The sequence below is a fragment of the Pseudomonas sp. FP1742 genome (genome assembly GCF_030687145.1).
GTDB lineage: Bacteria > Pseudomonadota > Gammaproteobacteria > Pseudomonadales > Pseudomonadaceae > Aquipseudomonas > Aquipseudomonas frederiksbergensis_D.
The window spans coordinates 1606317-1627875 of record NZ_CP117460.1; the positions used below are offsets into that span (position 1 = coordinate 1606317).

Genomic DNA, 21559 nt, shown 5'->3' on the forward strand with positions numbered 1-21559 from the left:
ATTTGCGCTTTTTCATCGATATAGTTCCGCTTAATCTTCACTCCATCGACCTACAGCATTCTCAGATGGAGGCTACATCCCATGTCCCGCGTTCTGATCATCGAAAGCAGCGCCCGTCAGCAAGACTCGGTTTCCCGCCAGCTGACCCAGACCTTCATCAGCCAATGGAAATCCGCACACCCGGCTGACCAGATCACCGTCCGTGACCTGGCCGTCAGCCCGGTGCCGCACCTGGACATCAACCTGTTGGGCGGCTGGATGAAGCCTGCCGAGCAACGCAACGAGATCGAACAGGCCTCCCTGGAGCGCTCCAACCAGTTGACCGACGAACTGCTGGCCGCCGACGTACTGGTGATGGCAGCGCCCATGTACAACTTCGCCATTCCGAGCACCCTCAAAGCCTGGCTCGACCATGTGCTGCGTGCCGGCGTGACGTTCAAGTACACCGAAACCGGCCCGCAAGGTTTGCTCAGCGGCAAGCGCGCCTACGTGCTGACCGCTCGCGGCGGGATCTACGCCGGCAGCACTGCGGATCACCAGGAACCGTATCTGCGTCAGGTCATGGGCTTCATCGGCATCCACGACGTCACGTTCATTCACGCCGAAGGCATGAACCTGGGCGGTGACTTCCAGGAGAAAGGCTTGAACCAGGCCAACGCCAAACTGGCCCAGGTCGCCTGATCCGTTAATCGCCAGATAATCGCTCGATGGTCTAGTGACCTGGCGCAACCTTCAAGGCTGCACGCGCATCGAACCTCCCTTTGCACTTGTTGCTCCTGAGTGCTCTAGCCCGATTGAACGCTTTAGCGAGATCGGGCTTTTTTTTGTCCGGGATTTAATGGGCGCTGATGGAACTGTGGGAGCGGGCTTGCTCGCGAAGGCGGTTGGACATTCAGCATCGATGTCGACTGACACTCCGCATTCGCGAGCAAGCCCGCTCCCACAGGGTTTTGTGTGTTGGCTGACTGTCGCGATAACGGGCAAAAACCGCTATCGTCGCCGCCATTCAAAACGAGGCGACCATGGGCTATCTACTTTTTGTCACACTGATCCAGGCGTTTTCCTTCAGCTTGATTGGCGAATACCTGGCTGGACATGTCGACAGTTACTTCGCGGTGCTGGTGCGGGTGCTGCTGGCGGGGCTGGTGTTCATTCCGCTGACGCGCTGGCGTCAGGTCGAACCGGCCTTCATGCGCGGCATGTTATTGATCGGCGCCTTGCAGTTCGGCGTGACCTACGTCTGTTTGTATTTGAGCTTCCGCGTGCTGACGGTACCGGAGGTGTTGCTGTTCACCATTCTCACGCCGCTGCACGTGACCCTGATCGAAGACGCGCTGAACCGGCGTTTCAATCCGTGGGCCTTGATCGCGGCATTGGTGGCGGTGGCGGGCGCGGCAGTGATTCGCTATGACCGGATCAACCCGGATTTCTTCATGGGCTTTTTGTTGTTGCAACTGGCCAACTTCACCTACGCCGCCGGGCAGGTGCTCTACAAACATCTGGTGGCTCGCCATCCGAGCGATCTGCCGCATTACCGGCGTTTCGGTTACTTCTACCTCGGTGCGTTGGCGGTGGCGTTGCCGGCGTTTCTGCTGTTCGGCAAACAGAACTTCCTGCCCGAAGCGCCGCTGCAATGGGGCGTGCTGTTCTTCCTCGGCCTAGTCTCGACCGCATTGGGGTTGTACTGGTGGAACAAGGGCGCGTGCCTGGTGAATGGCGGGACGCTGGCGGTGATGAATAATCTGCATGTGCCGGTGGGGTTGCTGATCAATTTGCTGATCTGGAATCAGCATGAAGAGTTGGGGCGGTTGTTGCTGGGTGGATCGGTCATTCTGGCGGCGGTGTGGATCAGCCGGTTGGGTGTACGCCAACCCGTCATTGCACACTAAACCGGGTTAATTCGGCGCCAACTGCGCCACCAGAAACTCAATAAACGCTCGGGTCTTTTGCGGTACGCGACGCGAGGAAGGGTAAACCGCGTTGATGGTAATCGCTGGTGCCTGCCACTCGCACAGCACCGGCACCAGCCGGCCTGCCGCCAACGCGTCTTCCACAATGAAATCAGGCAGCAGGGCGATGCCCATCCCGGCTTCGGCGGCCTGAGCGAGCAAGTCGCCGTTGTTGGCGTGCAACGGGCCGGAAACGTTGACCCGTTGCGTCTCCTTGCCATTGCACAACTGCAGGCTCACGCCGCTTTGCAGATACCCGTAATTCAGGCATTGATGCGCGCGCAAGTCTTGCGGGGTCCGCGGTATGCCTGCACGCGCCAGATAGGCGGGGGAGGCCACCATGATCCGCGGTGCCGGTGCCAGTTGCCGGGCGATCATGGTCGAGTCTGGCATGCTGGCGATGCGAATCGTCACATCGAAGCCGCCACGCACTGGATCGACCTGTTGATCGCTGAGCACCAGTTGAAGCTCGATGTTCGGATGCTGCTCATGGAACAGCGGAATCAACCGTCCAAGGCGATGCAGGCCGAACGACATCGGCGCATTCACCCGCAACACCCCACGTAGCTCGCCGATGCCGTCTCGAGCGCGCTGCTCGGCCTCGTCCAGCGCGGACAACACCTCCCGCGCCGCCTCGAAATACTCGGCGCCAGCCTCGGTCAAGTGCAGGCTGCGCGTGGTGCGCTGCAGCAATTGCACGCCGATTGCTTCCTCCAACGCCTGAATCTGTTTACTCACCTTTGATCGCGGCACGTCCATCGCGCGAGCGGCAGCTGCGAAGCCGTTCTCGCCAACCGTCACGACAAAGGCGCGCATGCATTCGATCCGATCCACGATTGTCCCTTTTTTAGAATCAATTATTCTCTATTTTAGGGAATTGTCCCTTTTTTATCTAGCCCGTAAAGTTACTTCCAAGCCAGCAAGCAAACAGCTTGAGGCAAGTGACTCACCCAATACTCATTAAACAAATCGACATCAAAAGGAACGCGCCATGTCTAACCGTGAATTGCTCAACCCAACCAACTCCGCCCTGATCCTGATCGACCACCAGCCGCAAATGGCGTTCGGCGTGCAGTCGATCGACCGTCAGACCCTGAAGAACAACACCGTGGGTCTGGCGAAGGCCGCGAAGATTTTCAACGTGCCGACGATCTACACCTCAGTTGAAACCGAAAGCTTCAGCGGCTTCATCTGGCCGGAGTTGCTGGCTGTTCACCCAGAGCAGAAGCCGATCGAGCGCACCTCGATGAACTCCTGGGAAGACAAGGCGCTGGTTGACGCGGTGAAAGCCACCGGCCGCAAGAAGCTGATCATTGCCGCGCTCTGGACTGAAGTCTGCCTGACCTTCCCGGCGCTGGAAGCCCTGGCTGAAGGCTACGAGGTGTACATCGTGACCGACGCGTCTGGCGGCACCACCAAAGAAGCTCACGACATGTCGGTGCAGCGGATGATTCAGGCAGGCGCGGTGCCGGTCACCTGGCAACAAGTGCTGCTGGAATACCAGCGTGACTGGGCACACAAAGACACTTACGAGGCGGTGATGGAACTGGTGCTGGAGCACAGCGGCGCGTATGGCATGGGCGTGGATTACGCCTACACCATGGTGCACAAGGCGCCGCAGCGTCAGGTCAAATAACACCGTTACCCTTGTAGGAGCATGGCTTGCCCGCGAAGGCGGAGTATCAGTCGATAACTATGTTGACTGACACTCCGCCTTCGCGGGCAAGCCTCGCTCCTTGGGGGCGGTGTTTACATGATGTGTTTTTCCGGCTCCGGAATGTGGCTCGCGCCTAACATGGCCGGAAGCAATCCGGCCCTTAAATCCCCGCCACTCGGCTGCTGATAAAGACTCAATCCGAACTCTGGCAGTACCGCCAGCAGATAATCGAAAATATCCCCCTGAATCCGCTCGTAATCCGCCCACGCCGTGGTGCGGGTGAAACAATAGATTTCCAGCGGAATCCCCTGCGCCGTCGTCTGCATCTGACGAACCATGCAGGTCATGTTCTGCTGAACCTCCGGGTGACTCTTCAGATACGCCAGCGCATAGGCGCGGAAGGTGCCGATGTTGGTCATCCGCCGACGGTTGGCCGCCATCGCCGCGACGTTGCCCTGGGCTTCGTTCCAGGCCTTGAGCTCGGCTGTCTTGCGGCTCATGTAGTCGGTCAGCAAATGCACCTGGGACAGTTTCTGCTCTTCATCATCGCGAATAAACCGCACGCCGCTGGCATCGATGAACAGGCTGCGCTTGATCCGTCGCCCGCCGGACTGTTGCATGCCACGCCAGTTCTTGAACGACTCGGACATCAGGCGCCAGGTCGGGATCGACACAATGGTCTTGTCGAAATTCTGCACCTTGACCGTGTGCAAGGTGATGTCCACCACGTCACCGTCGGCACCGACTTGCGGCATCTCGATCCAGTCGCCGACCCGCAGCATGTCGTTGCTGGTCAGTTGCACGCTGGCGACGAACGACAGCAGGGTGTCCTTGTAGACCAACAGAATCACCGCCGACATGGCGCCCAGACCCGACAGCAGCAACAGCGGCGAACGGTCGATCAACGTGGCGACGATGATGATCGCGCCAAACACGAACAACACCATTTTCGCCAGTTGCACATAACCCTTGATCGAGCGGGTGCGGGCGTGTTCGGTACGGGCGTAGATGTCGAGCAGGGCATTGAGCAGCGCGCTGATGGCCAGCACCAGAAACAGAATGGTGAACGCCAGCGCCACGTTGCCGAGGAAGTTCAGGCTGGTCTTGCTCAACTCCGGCACCAGGTGCAGGCCGAACTGGATCACCAACGATGGCGTCATTTGCGCCAGGCGATGAAACACCTTGTTGTGGCGAAAATCGTTGATCCAGTGCAGCGCCGGCTGGCGGCCGAGTATTTTGGTCGCGTGAAGAATGAGGTAGCGCGCCACTCGTCCGAGCACCAGCGCCACCACCAGCAGCAGCATCAGCGCGAGCGTGGAATGCAGGAGCGGGTGCTGATCGAGGGCACCCCAGAGGTCTTGGGCGTTGAGCCAGAGCTGTTTGATATCCATGGGTGAAAACGGTTCTTCTGTTGGACGCGACAGGGCGATTAGAGCATTTAAGAGGTTGCGGATGACGTTTTGAGACAAATCAGGCAACAAAAAAGCCACTGTTTGCAGCCGTTTGTATAAAGAAACTCGGCCTTCGCGCTCGAAACCGTTACCCTATGCAGCTGTTTTTTTGTATTTCTTCGAGGTAGCACCCGTGTTTTCCCAATTCGCCCTGCACGAACGTCTGCTCAAAGCCGTGGCCGAGCTTAAATTTGTCGAGCCAACGCCTGTGCAAGCAGCGGCTATTCCGCTGGCGCTCCAGGGGCGTGACCTGCGGGTGACAGCGCAAACCGGCAGCGGTAAAACCGCGGCCTTCGTTTTGCCGATCCTCAACCGCCTGATCGGCCCGGCCAAAGTCCGCGTCAGCATCAAGACCCTGATCCTGCTGCCGACCCGCGAGCTGGCCCAGCAGACCATCAAGGAAGTCGAGCGCTTCGCGCAGTTCACCTTCATCAAGTCCGGTTTGATCACCGGTGGTGAAGACTTCAAGGTCCAGGCCGCCATGCTGCGCAAGGTGCCGGACATCCTGATCGGTACGCCGGGCCGGATGATCGAGCAACTGAACGCCGGCAACCTCGACCTCAAGGAAGTCGAAGTGCTGGTGCTCGACGAAGCCGACCGCATGCTCGACATGGGCTTTGCCGAAGATGTGCAGCGTCTGGTGGACGAGTGCACCAACCGTCAGCAGACCATGCTGTTCTCCGCCACCACCGGCGGTTCGGGCCTGCGCGAGATGATCGCCAAGGTCCTGAACAACCCCGAGCACTTGCAGCTCAACGCGGTCAGCCAGTTGAACGAAACCACCCGTCAGCAGATCATCACCGCTGACCACAACCAGCACAAAGAACAGATCGTGAACTGGCTGCTGGCCAACGAGACCTACCAGAAGGCCATCGTGTTCACCAACACCCGGGCCATGGCCGACCGTATCTACGGCCGCCTGGTGGCGCAGGAATACAAAGCGTTCGTGCTGCACGGCGAGAAGGACCAGAAAGACCGCAAACTGGCCATCGACCGCCTGAAGCAGGGCGGGGTGAAAATCCTCGTCGCCACCGACGTCGCTGCCCGTGGCCTGGACGTGGACGGCCTGGACCTGGTGATCAACTTCGACATGCCGCGCAGCGGCGACGAATACGTTCACCGCATCGGTCGCACCGGCCGCGCCGGCAACGATGGCCTGGCCATCTCGCTGATCTGCCACGGCGACTGGAACCTGATGTCGAGCATCGAACGCTACCTCAAGCAGAGCTTCGAGCGCCGCACCATCAAGGAAGTCAAAGGCACCTACGGCGGACCGAAAAAGGTCAAGGCCTCGGGCAAAGCCGTTGGCGTGAAGAAGAAAAAGGTCGACGCCAAGGGCGACAAGAAGAAAACCGGCGCCAAGGCCCCAACCAAGCGCAAGATCGCCAACCGCCCGAAGACCGACGCCCTGTCGCTGGTCAGCAAGGACGGCATGGCGCCTTTGAAACGCCGCAAGCCGGAAGCGCCGGCGGCTGAATAAAGCGCCGTAGCGATCCAATAAAAACCCGGACAGTGTCCGGGTTTTTTTTCGTCAAAAGATCTTGCCGTCTAACCCCCGGCTTTGTTCTTCGCCGATTCCAACTCCTTCAAACGCTGATCGATCAACTGGCACTTGTCCGGCAAATCCTTGCTGGCCGTCTCCAGGTCCATCTTCTGCAACTCGTCATTGATCTCCTTGGCCTTGGCCGGATTCTGCTCAGTGATTTTGGCGACTTCCTTGGCCAGTTGTTCACGCTTGGCGGTGGCTTCCTCGGGAGGGCAGGCCCAAACGGGGAGGGCGCAGGCGAGGGTGGCGGCGAGGGTCAGTTTCAGCAGGATGGTTTTCATGAGCAGGGCCTCTTTTATCGATGTCACGGCGTTATTGAGTTGAGGGTTCCTCGCTCCAGAAAGTTCAGGCAATGAATCAAAACCCGCGAGCCAGAGCCTTCGCAAAAAACATCCTGAACGGCTTATTGACGCCAGAATGATGGCAACTTAACATCGCGCCATTACTTTGATATCACTTTGCCGTTTCGAGGGATCGAACAGACCATCCGCACGCTGATGCAATGGTCGTTTACGCCACGCTCTGGACCTTCTGACCCAGGCGCGCACCTCCCCCTTTATGACGTATTCGCTCTGCAAGCGCCCCATGTCTGCCGAGTCGGGACGGCTTTGTCTGTGATTTGCACATTCCATTCTTACCGTTCGCAACGAGATCTTTTGACATGGACGTTCGCCACTACGCCTTCCTCGCTGGCCAGCCCTCTGCTGCGGTAAAAAACCGCGAGCACTTCTGGGGCATGCCCAAGCGCGGGCTGGCGTTCCTGCTGGCCAACGTCATGTTCTGGCAGCCGATGTGGGCCCAGGCGGACGGGATTGTGGTGGCCACGCCCGGCACCAGTCTCGGGCAGGCCGGCAATGGCGTGCCGATCATCCAGATCGCCACCCCCAACGGCACGGGTCTGTCGCATAACCAGTTCCACGATTACAACGTCGGCACCCAGGGCGTCATCCTCAACAACGTCGCCAATCAGACCGGCGCCACGCAGTTGGGCGGGATCATTGTCGGCAACCCGAACCTGACCAGCGGGGTCGCGGCGCAAACCATCCTCAACGAAGTGGTCGGCGGCAGCCCCAGCCAGTTGCGCGGCTACACCGAAGTGGCGGGGCAGTCGGCGCGGGTCATCGTGGCCAACCCCTACGGCATCAGCTGCAACGGCTGCGGCTTCATCAACACCCCGCGCGTGACGTTGACCACCGGCAAACCGGTGCTGGACAACGGACGCCTCGATCGCTTCCAGGTCGATCAGGGCAGCGTCACCATCGACGGCGCCGGGCTGAACGCCAACAACGTCGACCGCTTCGAAATCATCACCCGCAGCGCGAAGATCAACGCCGAGATTCAGGCGAAGAACCTGACCATCGTTGCCGGTCGCAACGACGTCAACGCCGACAGCCTCAACGCCACTGCCCGTGCCGATGACGGCAGTGCCAAACCGCAACTGGCGATCGACTCCTCGGCCTTGGGCGGCATGTACGCCGGAGCGATCAAACTGGTGGGCACCGAGGCCGGGGTCGGGGTGAAACTCGATGGCAACCTGGCCGCCAGCGGTGGTGATATCCAGCTCGACGCCAACGGCCATCTCAGCCTGGCGCAAACCTCGGCCGCAGGCGCCGTCAATGTCAAAGCCGCCAGCCTCGATGCGCGTGGCCCGGTCTACGCCGGCACCGCCGTCAACGTGCAAACCCAAGGCAACCTGACCAACCAGCAAACCCTCGCCGCCCGGGACAGCATCGCGCTGACGGCCAGTGGTGTATTGACCAACAACGGCATCATCGAAGCCGGGGTCAACGCCGATACCAGTCGTAATGCCAATGGCGATGTGAACCTGAATGCGCAGAACTTCACCAACACCGGCAAGAGCGTGGTGGCCAGCCGTAACCTGACGGTCAATACCGCGCAGACGTTGAATAACCAGGGCGGCACTTTAAGCGGGCAGAAAAAAACCAGCATCACTGCTACTACGCTGGATAACCAGAACAAGGGCCGAGTATTGGGCAGCGGCGCTCTGGAGCTGAAAGCCACGCAGGTCCTCAACACCCAGGGTGTCATTACCAGCAATGGCAACCTCACGGCCACTCTCGGCCACCTGAACAACCACGATGGTGAAGTTTCCAGCGCTGGCAACACCACCCTCACCGCCACAACGCTGGACAACAGTGACGGCCAGGTAACGGGTGACGTTGCCCTGAACATCGGCTTGATCGGAGCCCTGAATAACCAGAACGGCGTGTTGGGTTCCGGCCAGAGTGTGAGCATCAGCGCCGCCAGCCTGGATAACAGTCATGACGGCAGCTTGGTGAGCGATGGCAGTTTCACCGCACGCATCAATGGCCTGTTCGACAACCAGAACGGCGACCTGAGTGCCAAAGGCGTGGTCGACCTGCAAACCGGCAGCTTCGACAACCGCAATGGCAGCCTGACCGGCAAGGATCGCCTGACCCTGCGCAGCGATTCGCTGGATAACCGCACCGGCAAAGTACGCGCTGGCAAAGACCTGCAACTGACCGTCGGACAACTCGATAACCGCCAGCAAGGTCTGCTCAACAGCCAGGCCGCCATCAACTTCAATGGCACTCATCTGGATAACCGCGGCGGCTTGCTCAGCGCGGCGGGGGCGGTGCAACTGGAGGCGGCCAGCGTCGACAACAGCGGCGGTCGTATCTCCGGCACAACCGATCTGACGGCCAAGGTTGCGCAATTCACCAACCAGGGCGGCGAGCTTGTCGCTCAAGGAACGTTGAGCCTCAATGGCAACGGACTCGATAACCGCAACGGCGGACTGGTAGGCGCGACAAAAGCGCTGAAACTCAATGTCGATGAGGTGGACAACCGCGGCGGCGAAATCTCTAGCACCGTTGATGTGGCCATTGAAGGCCAAAGCCTGAACAACAGTGACAACGGCAAGATTCTGGCTGGCACCGAGCTGGGCCTGAAAGTGGCGCAGATCATCAACCAGACCAAGGGGCTGTTGTTCGGCAAGGGCGCCACGACGGTGACGGGGCAGAGCCTGGACAACAGCGGTGGCAGCCTGGTCACTCAGCTTGGGCTGGATATCCGCCTCGACAACGCGCTAAGCAACATCGAAGGCCTGATCAGCAGTGAAGGCACCCTGACGGTCAATGCGGCGAGCCTCGACAGCACCCGTGGCAGCGTGTCGAGCGCCGGCGCGTTGGCGCTGACGACGACAGGAGTGCTGAACAATCAGGGCGGGTCGATCACCACCGACAGCGGCTTGACCCTCAACAGCCAAAGCCTGAATAACAGCCAGAACGGCCTGATCAGTGGCAAGAGCGCGACCGCCGTCACCACGGGTACGTTCGACAACACTCAGGGCGGTCAATTGATCAGCGGCGATACGCTCGACCTGACCGCGACCCAGGTCAGTAATGGCGTTGCCAGCCGAATCGCCAGCGATAAGGCCCTGACCGCCAGTGTCACCGGTTTCGATCAGCAGGGCGGTCAGCTGTTCAGCAAAACCGTCCTGAGCCTGGACTTGAATCACGGCCAACTGAACAACCAGAACGGGCTGATCAATGCACCGTTGCTGATGTTGAAAAATCTCAAGGACGTCAACAACCGGAACGGTGAAATCTCCAGCGCCCAGGCCTTCACACTGGCCGCCCAGAATCTGGATAACAGTAACGGCAAGCTGATCAGTAATCAGGGTTTGACGCTGCACATCGATCAACTGCTTGCCAGCATCAAGGGCCTGATTTCCGCACAGACCCTGGAGGTGCACAGCGCGCGCCTGGACAACACCGGCGGCTTGATCAGCAGTCATGGCACCCTCGGCGTGACGGTGGACGGTCAGATCGTCAATCAGGATGGCACGTTCATCGCTGACGGTGATGTGCACCTTAGCGCCGACAGCCTGGACAACACCCGTGGCCAGATCGCCGGTAAAACCGATGTCACGGCCAACGTTGCGACCCTGAACAATCAGGGCGGTCAGTTGATCGCAACCGGTGGGCTCACCCTGACGGGGATCAACCTCGATAACCGGTTTGGCGGCCTTATCGGCGCAACCAACGGGCTGCAACTGAACGTCGAATCGGTCGATAACCGCGGTGGTGAGTTGTCGAGCAAGTCAGATGTCACCCTGATCGGCAACCGTCTGGACAACAGCGATGGCGGCCAGGTATTCGCTGAAGGCGCACTGTCCCTGACAGTCGAAAACATCATCAACCGCGCCAAAGGTCTGCTCTCGGGCAAGGCCGACCTGACATTGACCGGACGCAATCTCGACAACAGTGGCGGCTCGCTGTTGAGTCAGAAAAACCTGAAGCTCGATCTCAAGGGTGATCTCAATAACAGCCAAGGCTTGCTCAGCGCTGAAGGCACACTCGGGGTCACGGCCGCGAGCTTGACCAACACCTTGGGCAGCGTTTCCGCGGCAGGGCCGCTGACGTTGACCACCACCGGCGCTGTGCTCAACCAGGGTGGCGAGATCGTCACGGATGCTGGCATCACACTCAAAAGTGCCAGCCTCGACAACCGCAATAACGGCAGCATCAGTGGCAAAGACGCGGTGATCGTCAATACCGGTGCGCTGGATAACAGCCACACCGGTCGCTTGAACAGCGGTGCCGGCTTGGACCTGACCACCGCTCAACTGACCAACCAGGATGGCGGCCGCATCGCCAGTGTCGGTGCCCTGACGGCCAGCGTCACCGGCCTGGATCAGCAAGGCGGGCAACTGTTCAGCAACACATCCCTGACGCTGGATCTGAATCAGGGTCAGCTGAACAACCAGAATGGCCTGATCAGCGCGCCGTTGTTGATGCTCAAAAACCTCACCGACGTTCATAACAACGGCGGCGAAATCTCCAGCGCCGAGGCTTTCACCATCGCTGCTCGCAGCCTGGACAACAGCAACGGCAAACTGCTGAGCAATCAGCCCCTGACCCTGCGCATCGATCAGGCGCTGACCAACCTCAAAGGCCTGATCGCCGCCGCAGCACTCGACGTCAAAGCCGCCAGCCTGGACAACAGCGGCGGCACGCTGACCAGCCGCGCCAACCTCGACCTGAACCTCGACGGGCTGCTGACGAACCAGAACCAGGGGCTGATCAACGCCACCACCGGTCTGACAGTCAACAGCAGCGGCCTCAACAATCAGAACGGTTCTTTGCTGGGCAGCGCCATCGCGATCGACTTCGGGGCGGCCACCGGCGACCTGAACAACGGTGCCGGCCTGATCACCACCACGGGTTTGCTGAGCCTCAAGCACCTGCGTGACCTGAACAATCGGAGCGGCGAAATCTCCAGCAGCCAGAGCCTCGATCTGACGGCCCGCGCACTGGATAATAACAACAACGGCAAATTGATCAGCAATAACCTGCTGACGGTCAACGCCGACACGGTACTCAACCAGGGCGGTCTGATCTCCGGCTGGCAGGGCCTGAGCCTCACCAGCAACAGCCTGGACAACCGCAACAAAGGCACGCTGTCGAGCCATGACAGTGATGTGGCCGTCACCGTCAGCGGTGCCATTCTCAACAGCGGCGAAGGTGCGCTGGTCAGCCAGAAAACCCTGAGCGTCAACGCGTCGAGCCTGGACAACAGCAACGGTGGCATTCTGTCCAGCGGCGGCAATCAGACCCTGACCCTCAGCGGTCTGCTGAACAACGCCCAGGGCGGCTTGATCGACAGCGGCGCGACCCTGACCATGCAGGCGATGACCCTAGGGAATGCCGGCGGCACCGTTAACGCAAAACAGGACCTCAGTTTCACCGGCACCGCACTGGATAACACCGGCGGCAATCTGATCGGCAACGGTGCCGTGACCCTCGACCTGCTCGGCGCCCTGACCAACACCAACGGCAAACTGGCCAGCGCCGGCCCACTGCTGGTGCAACGCGCCACGCAAATCAATAACCAGGGCGGTCAAATCGCCAGTCAAGACTTGATGACGCTGCTCACTGGTGGCCTGGACAACCGCAATCTCGGCACCATCGCGGCCAATGATCAACTGACCATCACCACGGGCGGTACGCTGCAGAACAGCGCCGATGGCCAGATCTACAGCCAGAATGGCGACCTGCAAGTCCAGGCCGCCAGCCTCGTCAACGCCAAGGGCACTCTGCAAAGCCAAGGGGCTTTGAACCTCACCATCGGCGGCGATATCGACAACCAGAGCGGCCGCATTGTGGCCAAGGACGGCGACCTGTCGATCAAGGCCGGCAACCTCGATAACCGCGGCGGCGTGCTCGCCAGTCTGCAAGCCGCGTTCACGGCCAACCTGACCGGTGTGCTGAAAAACGGCTATGACCTGAACAACAACCGCCGCAGCGGCGTCACCCAGGCCCAACGCCTGAACCTGACGGCCCTGGCCGGCATCGATAACTACGGCGGGCGTATCGCTGCGCAAGGCGGCGACGCGACTGTCGTCACCGGCAACTTCGACAACCGCAATGGCGGCCTCTATGCCAAAGGTAAGGTCAGCGTCACCGGCAACAACTTTGACAACAGCGGCGACAATGACGGCCAGATCGCCGGTGAACAGATTGATCTCAATCTCAGCGGCGCCCTGAACAACCGACTGGGCATCATCGAGAGCGACAGCACCCTGTCGATCAAGGCCGCCAGCCTCGACAACCAGACCGGCCAACTGCGCGCCCTCGGCGACAAAGGCAAAACCAACTTCCAGATCGGTGGCTTGTTCGACAACCGCAACGGCACCCTGGAAAGCGCCAACACCGACCTGACCATGGCGGTGGGCGGCTTCCTCAACGGTGGTGGCAGTCTGCTGCACGTGGGCAACGGTACTTTCGACATTTCCACCGCCAACGTCACCGGTGCCGGCGGCAGCATCGTCACCCGCGGCGGCCTGACCCTCAACGCCGACAGCTGGACCAACAGCAACGTCATCCAGGCCGGGCGCCTGAACGTCAACGTAAACAATTTCAGCCAGACGGCGAGCGGCCAACTGCTGGCCTCGGACAGCCTCGTCGGTACCGGTGGCAATTGGTACAACGATGGCCTGATTGCCAGTGATGGCAGCATGAAGCTGACCTTGGGCGGCAACTACGGTGGCAATGGCCGACTGAGCAGCCAGGGAAACATGAATCTGAGCGCCAGCCAGATCGACCTGGTGACCAACAGTAAAATCACCGGGGGGGCCAAAACCACCCTGTCCGCGGGCACCCTGAACAACTACGGACGTGTGAGCTCCGTGGGCGATCTGGACGTTACGGCAACAAACCTGAACAACTTCGGGACTCTCGGTGGCAGCGAAAATGTGCGACTTAAGGCTGCCACTCTGTTGAACCAGAATGGCCTGATCTTCAGTGGCAAAGACATGGCGCTGAGGGCCAACACGTTCACCAACCGCTATGCCGATGTGTACAGCCTGGGCAGCATCAATCTCGCCAGGGATGACAATGGCGGTCGCAGCCAGTCGTTTTCCAACATCTCGGCAACACTGGAAAGTGCTCAGGACATAACCCTGAACGTTGACCATATCGAGAACCGCAAGGATGTGTTCCAGGCTACTGGGGGATTGGTTTCGGGTTACATCGGGGTGCAGTGTTACAGCTGTGCAGCGTTCGCTCCATACATTGGTTATCGGGAAGACGGTTACATGGTCTGGGTGGAAAACTATTCGTCTCAGATCGTTCAGGATTCTGCATCGGCCAGTATGACGGCCGGGAGAAACTTTCTGGCCAACGGAGGAGAGTTTCTCAATCAGGCGTCGACGGTTAGCGCCGGTGGCGACTTGACCCTGAACCTGCAGTCGTTCACCAACCGAGGCGCGTCTGTAGGCGATTACAGCGTGCGGCGTTCATTCAACTTACCCCACAACGCGAATCAGAATATGGCTTTCTGGGAGGCGGTGATGAACTACGACGCCGCCAATGATCCCGCTTACTACAATCAATACCAGCGTCCCAGCTTGCATGCTTGGAGCGCTTCCAATGTCGAGTCCATGTTCACGATACTGTCGAAGTCCGGAGGTCGCGGGGATAATCCCTACACCTCCTTTGGCATAGTTCATGTTGATGAAGCTCCTAACAATCTTGCCCCAGCACACTACAGCGATGGGGTTCGCACCGCCGCTCCAGACGCGGTCAAAAACGCTCAATTTTTCGATGAGGTGATTACCTACCAGAGCCCGTCAACGTACGCGAATGCCGTGGTTCAGGCCGGCGGACAAGTGACCATCAATGCTACGCAGGACCTGACTAACAGCGTGGTGCGTGAAGGCGTGGCGCTGAACCCCAATGGTTCGCGTCTGGGTTCGACTCAGACCAATGGCAATACACCGACTGTCATTAACATCAATCAGCAACTGCCCCCCGACCTTGCGCAGCAGCAAGTGAACCCGGTGTCGCTGCCAGGCTTCAGCCTGCCGACCGACCAGAACGGCCTGTTCCGCCTTAGCGGCCAAGACAGCAGCACGCCAGTGGCCAGCGGTCCGCAGAGCTGGACCATGGGCGGCGGCAGCGTCAGCACCACCCAGCGTGAGCAAGCGGTGTCCAACGTCCAGCCACGGAACATTCTACCGGTCAGCAACACTCAGGCCTCCGCCAGCAGCGTTGACCTGAAGCCCGTTGATTATGTGGCGTCGAACGTGGGCGTCGGCGCCAGCGCGATCAACGTCAGCACGCCGGCTGCCAATTCAACCGGCTCGACACTGCCCGGTCGTTCCACAGCCTTTACCGTCAATCGTGTCCAAGGGTTGCCGGCCAGCAGCGGCCAGTCCAAACCGCAGAAATACCTGATCGAAACCAACCCGGTACTCACCGACCTCAAGCAATTCATGAGCTCGGATTACCTGTTGTCGAACCTGGGTTACGACCCCGACCAAAGTGCCAAGCGTCTGGGCGATGGCCTTTATGAACAACGCCTGATCCAGCAAGCGGTAGTGGCGCGTACCGGTCAGCGATTTATCGATGGTCAGACCAGCGACGAAGGCTTGTTCAAATACCTGATGAACAATGCCGTCGCCAGCAAAACAGAGCTCAACCTGTCGTTGGGCGTCAGCCTGACCTCCGAACAAGTCGCCGCCCTGACCCATGACATCGTCTGGATGGAAAATGTCGTGGTGAACGGTGAGCAAGTACTGGTACCGGTGCTGTATCTGGCCAATGCCAACAACCGTCTGGCACCCAACGGCGCGTTAATTCAGGGCTCGGACGTCACACTGATCGCCGGCAAGGACCTGAATAACTCCGGCACATTGCGTGCGAGCAATAACCTGTCCGCCAATGCCGGCAACGATCTGGTTAACAGTGGTCTGGTGGAGGCTGGCAATCGCCTCGACCTGAAAGCCGGCAACAACATAGTTAACAAGGCCGGCGGCATCATCGCTGGTCGTGACGTTACGCTCACCGCCACTCGGGGCGACGTGATCAACGAACGTACCGTCACCGGCGGCGACAGCCGTAACGGTAACAGCCGATCCCACACCGATGTCGTCGACAGCGCCGCCCGGATCGAGGCAGCCAACACGCTGACGATCAACGCCGGGCGCGATTTCAATAACGTCGGCGGGGTCCTGAAAAGTGCTAATGACACCACGATCAACGCCGGTCGTGACGTCAACATTACCTCCGCCGAGCAGGTCGTCAGCCATGAACGTGGCGTGAACCGCGAGCAGACCATCACCCAATATGGCTCAAGCGTTGATGTGGGGCAGAGCCTGAAGATCAATGCAGGTCGTGACATCACCGCTATCGCCAGCCAAATCGACGCCAAACGCGACATAAACATGAGCGCCGTCGGAGATCTGACACTGGCCTCGGCTGCGGATGAACAGCATTCCTTTAGTCAAAACAAAAAAATCACCAGCCGGGAAGACCATGTCAGGCAGGTGTCTACCACAGTCAATGCGGGGGGCAACATTACCCTCAGTGCGGGCAAGGATCTGGACCTGATTGCCAGCCGGGTGAGTGCGGGGGATGAGGCCTATGTCTACGCTGGTAATGACTTGAACCTGGAGACGGCTGCAAACACGGATTACTCCTATTACTCCAAGACCAAGAAAGGTTCTATGGGCAAGAAGAGTTCGACGATGACCGCGAACGGAGGTGAAGAAGCGGTTTCCTCGGCCATACAGTCCAAAGGCAAAGCGACATTAGTGGCGTTGCATGACATCAATATCGAAGGATCGAAGGTTAACAGCGATGACGCCGAATTGAGGGTTATGGCAGGTAATGACGTTAATCTTACTGCGGCCCAGAACAGTGAGTTCAGCTCCTCGGCTAAATCGAAAACCGGTGGTTTCGGTTTCTCCAGCACCAGCAAAGCGAGCAGTGACTCGTCGAGCAGCACATGGCTGACAGGTTCGACGCTCGGTGGTGATACCACATTAATTCAGGCTGGACATGACCTGCTCATCTCCGCCAGCAACGTGGTATCGACCAATCAAACCACCCTGCAGGCTCGCAACGACGTACGTATTGAAAGTGACACGGAAAGCTTCAACGCAGACCATAGCCAATCGACCAAAAAATCTGGCCTGATGAGTTCGGGCGGCATCGGTGTCACCCTCGGTTCCTCCAAGAATGCGTTCACGCAATCCACACATAGCGAGACTCAGAAAGGCAGTACGGTGGGGAGTGTGCTGGGGGATGTAAATATCATCGCGGGTAAAAACCTGACGATACAGGCATCCGACGCCATTGCCGGTGGCGACATCAACCTGGCGGGACAAAACGTCAGCATCCTTGCCGCACAGAATCAGAGTTCCACCCAGCAGACTCAAGAGAGCAAGAAAAGTGGTTTGACACTGGCGTTGTCGGGCGTTGTGGGCGAAGCCGTCAATACAGCGTACCAAACTGCACAAACGGCCAGACATGAAGATGACACACGCTTGGCAGCGCTTCAGGGGGTCAAAGCTGGGCTCTCGGGGTATCAAGCCTATCAGGCCGCACAAGCGCTTAACTCAGGGGCAGAGGCAGGCAGCTTTGTGGGAATTAGCCTGTCTCTCGGCACTCAAAAGTCCAGTTCAACACAGACTCAGGAACAAAGCGTCAGCCAAGGCAGTGGGCTTACAGCAGGCAACAATCTTCGCATCGTGGCAACGGGTAGCGGTAAAGCCGGTTTCGAGGATGGTGATATCACCATTCAAGGCAGCAAATTGCAGGCAGGCAATGACATGGTGATTGCGGCCAACCGAGACATCAATTTGCTTGCTGCCGCTAATACGCAAAAAGTCGATGGGTCAAACAAGAGTGGCGGAGGTGCAGTAGGTATTAGTCTCGGAGTGGGGTCAAGCGGTGCAGGTTTGAGTATTTTCGCCAGCGGTAACAAAGGTGCAGGCAAGGAAACCGGTAACGGTACGACCTGGACTGAAACCACCCTTGATGCGGGCAACAACCTCAAGATCGGCAGCGGACGCGATACAAACCTGATCGGGGCGCAGGCCAATGCCCTGCAGGTGGTAGCCGATGTGGGCCGCAATCTGACCGTGACCAGTTTGCAGGATACGGACCGCTATGACTCCAAGCAAACCAATGTCAGCGGTGGAGCTAGCTTTACGTTCGGCTCCATGACCGCAAGCGGTTCCTTAAGCGTTAGCCAGGACAAAATAAAATCAAACTTTGACAGCGTTCAGGAACAGAGCGGCTTATTCGCCGGGAAGGGGGGCTATCAAATTAACGTCGGCGAGCACACTCAACTCAATGGCAGTGTGATCGCCAGTACCGCCACCACCGACAAGAACACATTGAGCACTGGGACTCTGGGATGGACCGATATCGGTAACAAGGCTGACTTCAGTAGCCAGCATCAAAGTGTCAGTGCCAGTAGCAACGGCAGTATGGGCGAACAGTTCATAGGCAACATGGGTAGCATGTTGCTCGTAGGGGCGAACAACAGCGGTCACGATAGCAGCACTACCCATTCGGCAATTTCTGGGGGAGCGCTGGTTATTCGCGATAAGAATAATCAGCAGCAAGATGTTTCGACACTCAGTCGGGATGTTGAAAATGCCAATAACGCATTGAGCCCAATTTTCAATAAGGAGAAAGAGCAGCAACGCCTGCAACAAGCCCAACTGATCGGTGAGATTGGCAACCAGACGATGGATATCGTCCGGACTCAAGGGATGATTGAGGCGAGCAAAGCTGCTGTGGCAGAGCTGACGCCTGATCAGAGAAATATGCCAGGTGCCGACCCCAATGCTTCGTACGAAGATCGCCAGAAATACATAGCAGTGTTGCAGGCTACCAAAGCTTACCAAACGACGATGACCATCTATGGGACGGGTGGTAGTTTGCAGCAGGCGGCGCAAGCCGTAACTGCCGCCGTTCAAGGGTTGGCGGGCGGCAATATCGCCCAGGCATTGGTCGGGGCTTCCGCGCCCTATCTGGCTGAAACCATCAAACAAATGACCAAGGGCAACGAGGAAGCGCGAATTATGGCTCACGCTGTATTGGGCGCGCTAACCGCGAGTGTGCAGGGAGGCAATGCGGCGGCTGGTGCAGCGGGTGCAGCTCTTGCTGCGGGCAGTACCGAAGCCATTATGCTGGCGTTGTACGGCACTACAGATGTGAAGGAACTGAGTGAAAGTCAAAAGCAGACCATTTCCGCGTTAGTGACATTGGCCAGCGGTATTACCGGGGGCGTCATTGGTGGCAATAGCGCGTCCGCTATAGCTGCTGCTCAGGTCGGGAAAAATGCCGCCGAAAACAATGACATGTTTTCCTTTCCTCCTGGAACAGTGGCCTTTAGCCAAGCCGCAACGTCACTTGCTGAATATGGGGTTACTCATGGGTATTCAGAGCAAGAGATTGCCGATGCGCTGAAGGCTCAAAGGGAAGGGGTAGGATTTGAGGGACCAAGACCAGCCAACGCACTTATTCAGGCTTGGGTAGTAATGATTGCAGGCCCCCTGAGCGCAACAGAACTTTCGGCGGGCGTTGCAGCAATGGCTTTGGGCGCGGCTATTTCGGGAGGGGCGAACGCTAGCTACCAACTGACAACAGGGGAACCTTTCAGCTACACCGATGCTTTCATTGCTGCGGTTGTAGGTGGGTTGACACAGGGTAAAGGGTTTGTTGTGACACAAGGTGTAGGCTTGAGCGGCTCATATGCAGGAAGTGTGGTAAAAGGAGAGGATCCTACTTATTCATTACTGGGGACTGCTGTGGGAACTACTGTAGGGTTTAAAGGCGGGCCGATTATATCTGAACAGCTAAAGCCGCTTGTGGGTAAAACTGCTGCTGATGTTTTTGGAAATATGGCAGGGTCAGGCATGTCAGAAGTAATAGGGGATAAGGTTAAGTCGTTGGGTGATAAAAAATGAAGCCGAAGAAGGTTGGGGTGTATCTGTTTTTTATACTGGTTATATATGCTGTAGCGTTATTTTATGTGGTGGGGTTGTGTGGAGGGCTTATAGGGGCGACGATTAATTATTTAAAGCATGGTGTTTGGATCTTTGGTGGGAATGATTTTCTGGTTTCGTTGAGGTTTGCTCTTGTTTACGGTGTATGGGGGGGCGCGGGTGTTTGGATTTTTTCAAAAATTGAAGAGGTTAAAAGGAAGCGGAAAGTCTAGCATGGAAGCTAGCTAGAGCGAAAATCGGAGGAAATAGGCGGCGGATTTATTTGTTGCTGGTATAGATAAATAAGTACATATCACGTTTTCTTGAGAGTAGAGGCGGTGTTCTTTCGATTCAAATGTGGTCTGCCCCTGAGAAATCCCCGCTTTTTCCTACGAGAAATCAAGAAGTTGGGAATTGTAGAGACCTGCATGGGGCGGCAGCTTGTATTGCACCACACAAAAACAAGATCCCGAACCCATGCAGGCCATCCGATTCTTACACAGCGCGCTCGCTCAAGCACTTCCCACTGTCCATTCTCGTCGTCTGAAAACATTGATGTGTTGTGTCAGCGCATTACTCCAAGGACGTCGGCTCACTCTGACGGGGCTTGGTCGATTCATGTCAGGCAAGGCTTACCCCAAACACGCCATCAAACGAGTAGATCGGTTGCTGGGTAATCGGCATCTGCAAACCGAGCGCTCGCTGTTTTACTGGGTCATGTTGCGAGCCTTGCTGGGGTCGCTGAGACATCCGTTGATCCTGGTCGATTGGTCGCCGATCGATGCGGCTGGAGAGTTCTTTTTGTTGCGCGCTGTCATTCCTTTGGCAGGACGTTCGTTCCCCATTTACGAGAGTGTTCATGAACGCGAGGGTTGTCCGAAATATCAAAAACGGTTGTTGCAAACCTTGGCCGAAATGCTCCCCAAAGACTGCGTTCCGATCCTTGTCGCTGATGCGGGTTTTCGCCGGCCATGGATCAAAGCCGTCGAGGCGAAAGGTTGGTATTACGTGGGGCGAGTGCGTAACCGGGACCTTTACCGCAACGACGCACACACTTGGCTGCCGGTTAAAAACCTCTACGCTCTGGCGTCGTCCTCACCGAAATCACTGGGTCAGATCGAGATGACCCAAAGCGCTCCGCACTTCATCCATTTGTACTGCGTCAGGCATTCGGCAAAGGGTCGTAAACACCAGCGTGTCACCGGTTCAATCGCTAAAAAAAACTCAGCAGACAATCGGCTAATCGTGAACGAGAGCCTTGGTTATTGGCCAGCAACCTGCCGGAGGATCAATGGAATCCATCGAGAATCGTGGCCATTTACAAGCAGCGTATGCAGATAGAAGAAGGCTTCAGGGATGTAAAAAACGAGCACTTTGGAGTTGGCGTGGCTCGCCATCGGAGTCACTGCCCGCACCGAATCGAAGTGCTTTACTGATCTCAGCTTTGGCTAACTACATCATTTGTTTAACGGGGTTGCAGGCCCGTGAAGCGGGTCATGAACATCGCTTTCAAAGCAATAGCCTTAAACGCCGACGGGTGTTGTCGCTGTGGCGGCTGGGTTTGGAATACTGGCGTAGCGGACGCGGCTCGAACTCTCGAAAAACCTTGGAGAGACTTGAGCACGCATTGCGAGCCGAGGTACATCAACAGGCGCAGGCGCAGGCGCTGGGGTAGATTTGTGGGGA

General features: G+C 57.9%; 9 protein-coding genes and 1 pseudogene. 7 read left to right on the plus strand and 3 right to left on the minus strand.

Annotated elements, in window-relative coordinates; all coding sequences use genetic code 11:
- Positions 1-81 precede the first annotated feature (81 nt).
- On the plus strand, positions 82-681 hold the full coding sequence (locus PSH64_RS07230; protein WP_105339932.1) for an FMN-dependent NADH-azoreductase: 600 nt from the start codon (positions 82-84) through the stop codon (positions 679-681).
- A 341-nt stretch (positions 682-1022) separates the two neighbouring features.
- Entirely contained in the window at positions 1023-1889 is an 867-nt protein-coding gene (locus tag PSH64_RS07235) for a carboxylate/amino acid/amine transporter (RefSeq protein ID WP_105339931.1), read from the plus strand.
- 6 nt (positions 1890-1895) lie between these two features.
- On the opposite strand, the gene PSH64_RS07240 is transcribed toward PSH64_RS07235, so the two are convergent.
- Positions 1896-2783, minus strand: a complete 888-nt coding sequence (locus tag PSH64_RS07240; protein ID WP_026331831.1) for a LysR family transcriptional regulator — start codon at positions 2781-2783, stop codon at positions 1896-1898.
- Positions 2784-2940: 157 nt separating this feature from the next.
- Here PSH64_RS07240 and PSH64_RS07245 point away from each other — a divergent pair, with 157 nt between their 5' ends.
- On the plus strand, positions 2941-3585 hold the full coding sequence (locus PSH64_RS07245) for a hydrolase (RefSeq protein ID WP_007934054.1): 645 nt from the start codon (positions 2941-2943) through the stop codon (positions 3583-3585).
- Between the two features lie 113 nt (positions 3586-3698).
- Here PSH64_RS07245 and PSH64_RS07250 read toward each other — a convergent pair whose 3' ends face one another.
- On the minus strand, positions 3699-4997 hold the full coding sequence (locus PSH64_RS07250) for a mechanosensitive ion channel family protein (RefSeq protein WP_105339930.1): 1299 nt from the start codon (positions 4995-4997) through the stop codon (positions 3699-3701).
- Between the two features lie 193 nt (positions 4998-5190).
- Here PSH64_RS07250 and PSH64_RS07255 point away from each other — a divergent pair, with 193 nt between their 5' ends.
- Positions 5191-6537 (plus strand): DEAD/DEAH box helicase, encoded by a 1347-nt coding sequence (locus PSH64_RS07255; RefSeq protein ID WP_019580783.1) that lies wholly within the window; start codon positions 5191-5193, stop codon positions 6535-6537.
- A gap of 68 nt (positions 6538-6605) precedes the next feature.
- On the opposite strand, the gene PSH64_RS07260 is transcribed toward PSH64_RS07255, so the two are convergent.
- Positions 6606-6884 carry a hypothetical protein gene (locus PSH64_RS07260; RefSeq protein WP_305480355.1) on the minus strand — a complete coding sequence of 93 codons (279 nt, stop codon included), beginning with the start codon at positions 6882-6884 and terminating at the stop codon, positions 6606-6608.
- Between the two features lie 380 nt (positions 6885-7264).
- Here PSH64_RS07260 and PSH64_RS07265 point away from each other — a divergent pair, with 380 nt between their 5' ends.
- From PSH64_RS07265 to PSH64_RS07275, 3 genes and pseudogenes are all read left to right on the plus strand, one after another.
- Positions 7265-19855 carry a hemagglutinin repeat-containing protein gene (locus PSH64_RS07265; protein WP_305480356.1) on the plus strand — a complete coding sequence of 4197 codons (12591 nt, stop codon included), beginning with the start codon at positions 7265-7267 and terminating at the stop codon, positions 19853-19855.
- A complete protein-coding gene (locus PSH64_RS07270) occupies positions 19852-20106 on the plus strand; it encodes a hypothetical protein (RefSeq protein WP_305480357.1) in 255 nt (84 codons plus the stop codon). Before PSH64_RS07265 ends, PSH64_RS07270 begins: the two co-directional genes overlap by 4 nt.
- 244 nt (positions 20107-20350) lie before the next feature.
- Positions 20351-21548 (plus strand): annotated as a pseudogene (locus PSH64_RS07275) (IS4 family transposase).
- Positions 21549-21559: the final 11 nt, after the last annotated feature.

Bases quoted from the DNA above. Each gene is read 5' to 3' on its own strand.
- PSH64_RS07230 (WP_105339932.1), top strand. From the start codon at position 82: ATGTCCCGCGTTCTGATCATCGAAAGCAGCGCCCGTCAGCAAGACTCG.
- PSH64_RS07235 (WP_105339931.1), top strand. From the start codon at position 1,023: ATGGGCTATCTACTTTTTGTCACACTGATCCAGGCGTTTTCCTTCAGC.
- PSH64_RS07245 (WP_007934054.1), top strand. From the start codon at position 2,941: ATGTCTAACCGTGAATTGCTCAACCCAACCAACTCCGCCCTGATCCTG.
- PSH64_RS07250 (WP_105339930.1), bottom strand. From the start codon at position 4,997: ATGGATATCAAACAGCTCTGGCTCAACGCCCAAGACCTCTGGGGTGCC.
- PSH64_RS07260 (WP_305480355.1), bottom strand. From the start codon at position 6,884: ATGAAAACCATCCTGCTGAAACTGACCCTCGCCGCCACCCTCGCCTGC.
- PSH64_RS07265 (WP_305480356.1), top strand. From the start codon at position 7,265: ATGGACGTTCGCCACTACGCCTTCCTCGCTGGCCAGCCCTCTGCTGCG.
- PSH64_RS07270 (WP_305480357.1), top strand. From the start codon at position 19,852: ATGAAGCCGAAGAAGGTTGGGGTGTATCTGTTTTTTATACTGGTTATA.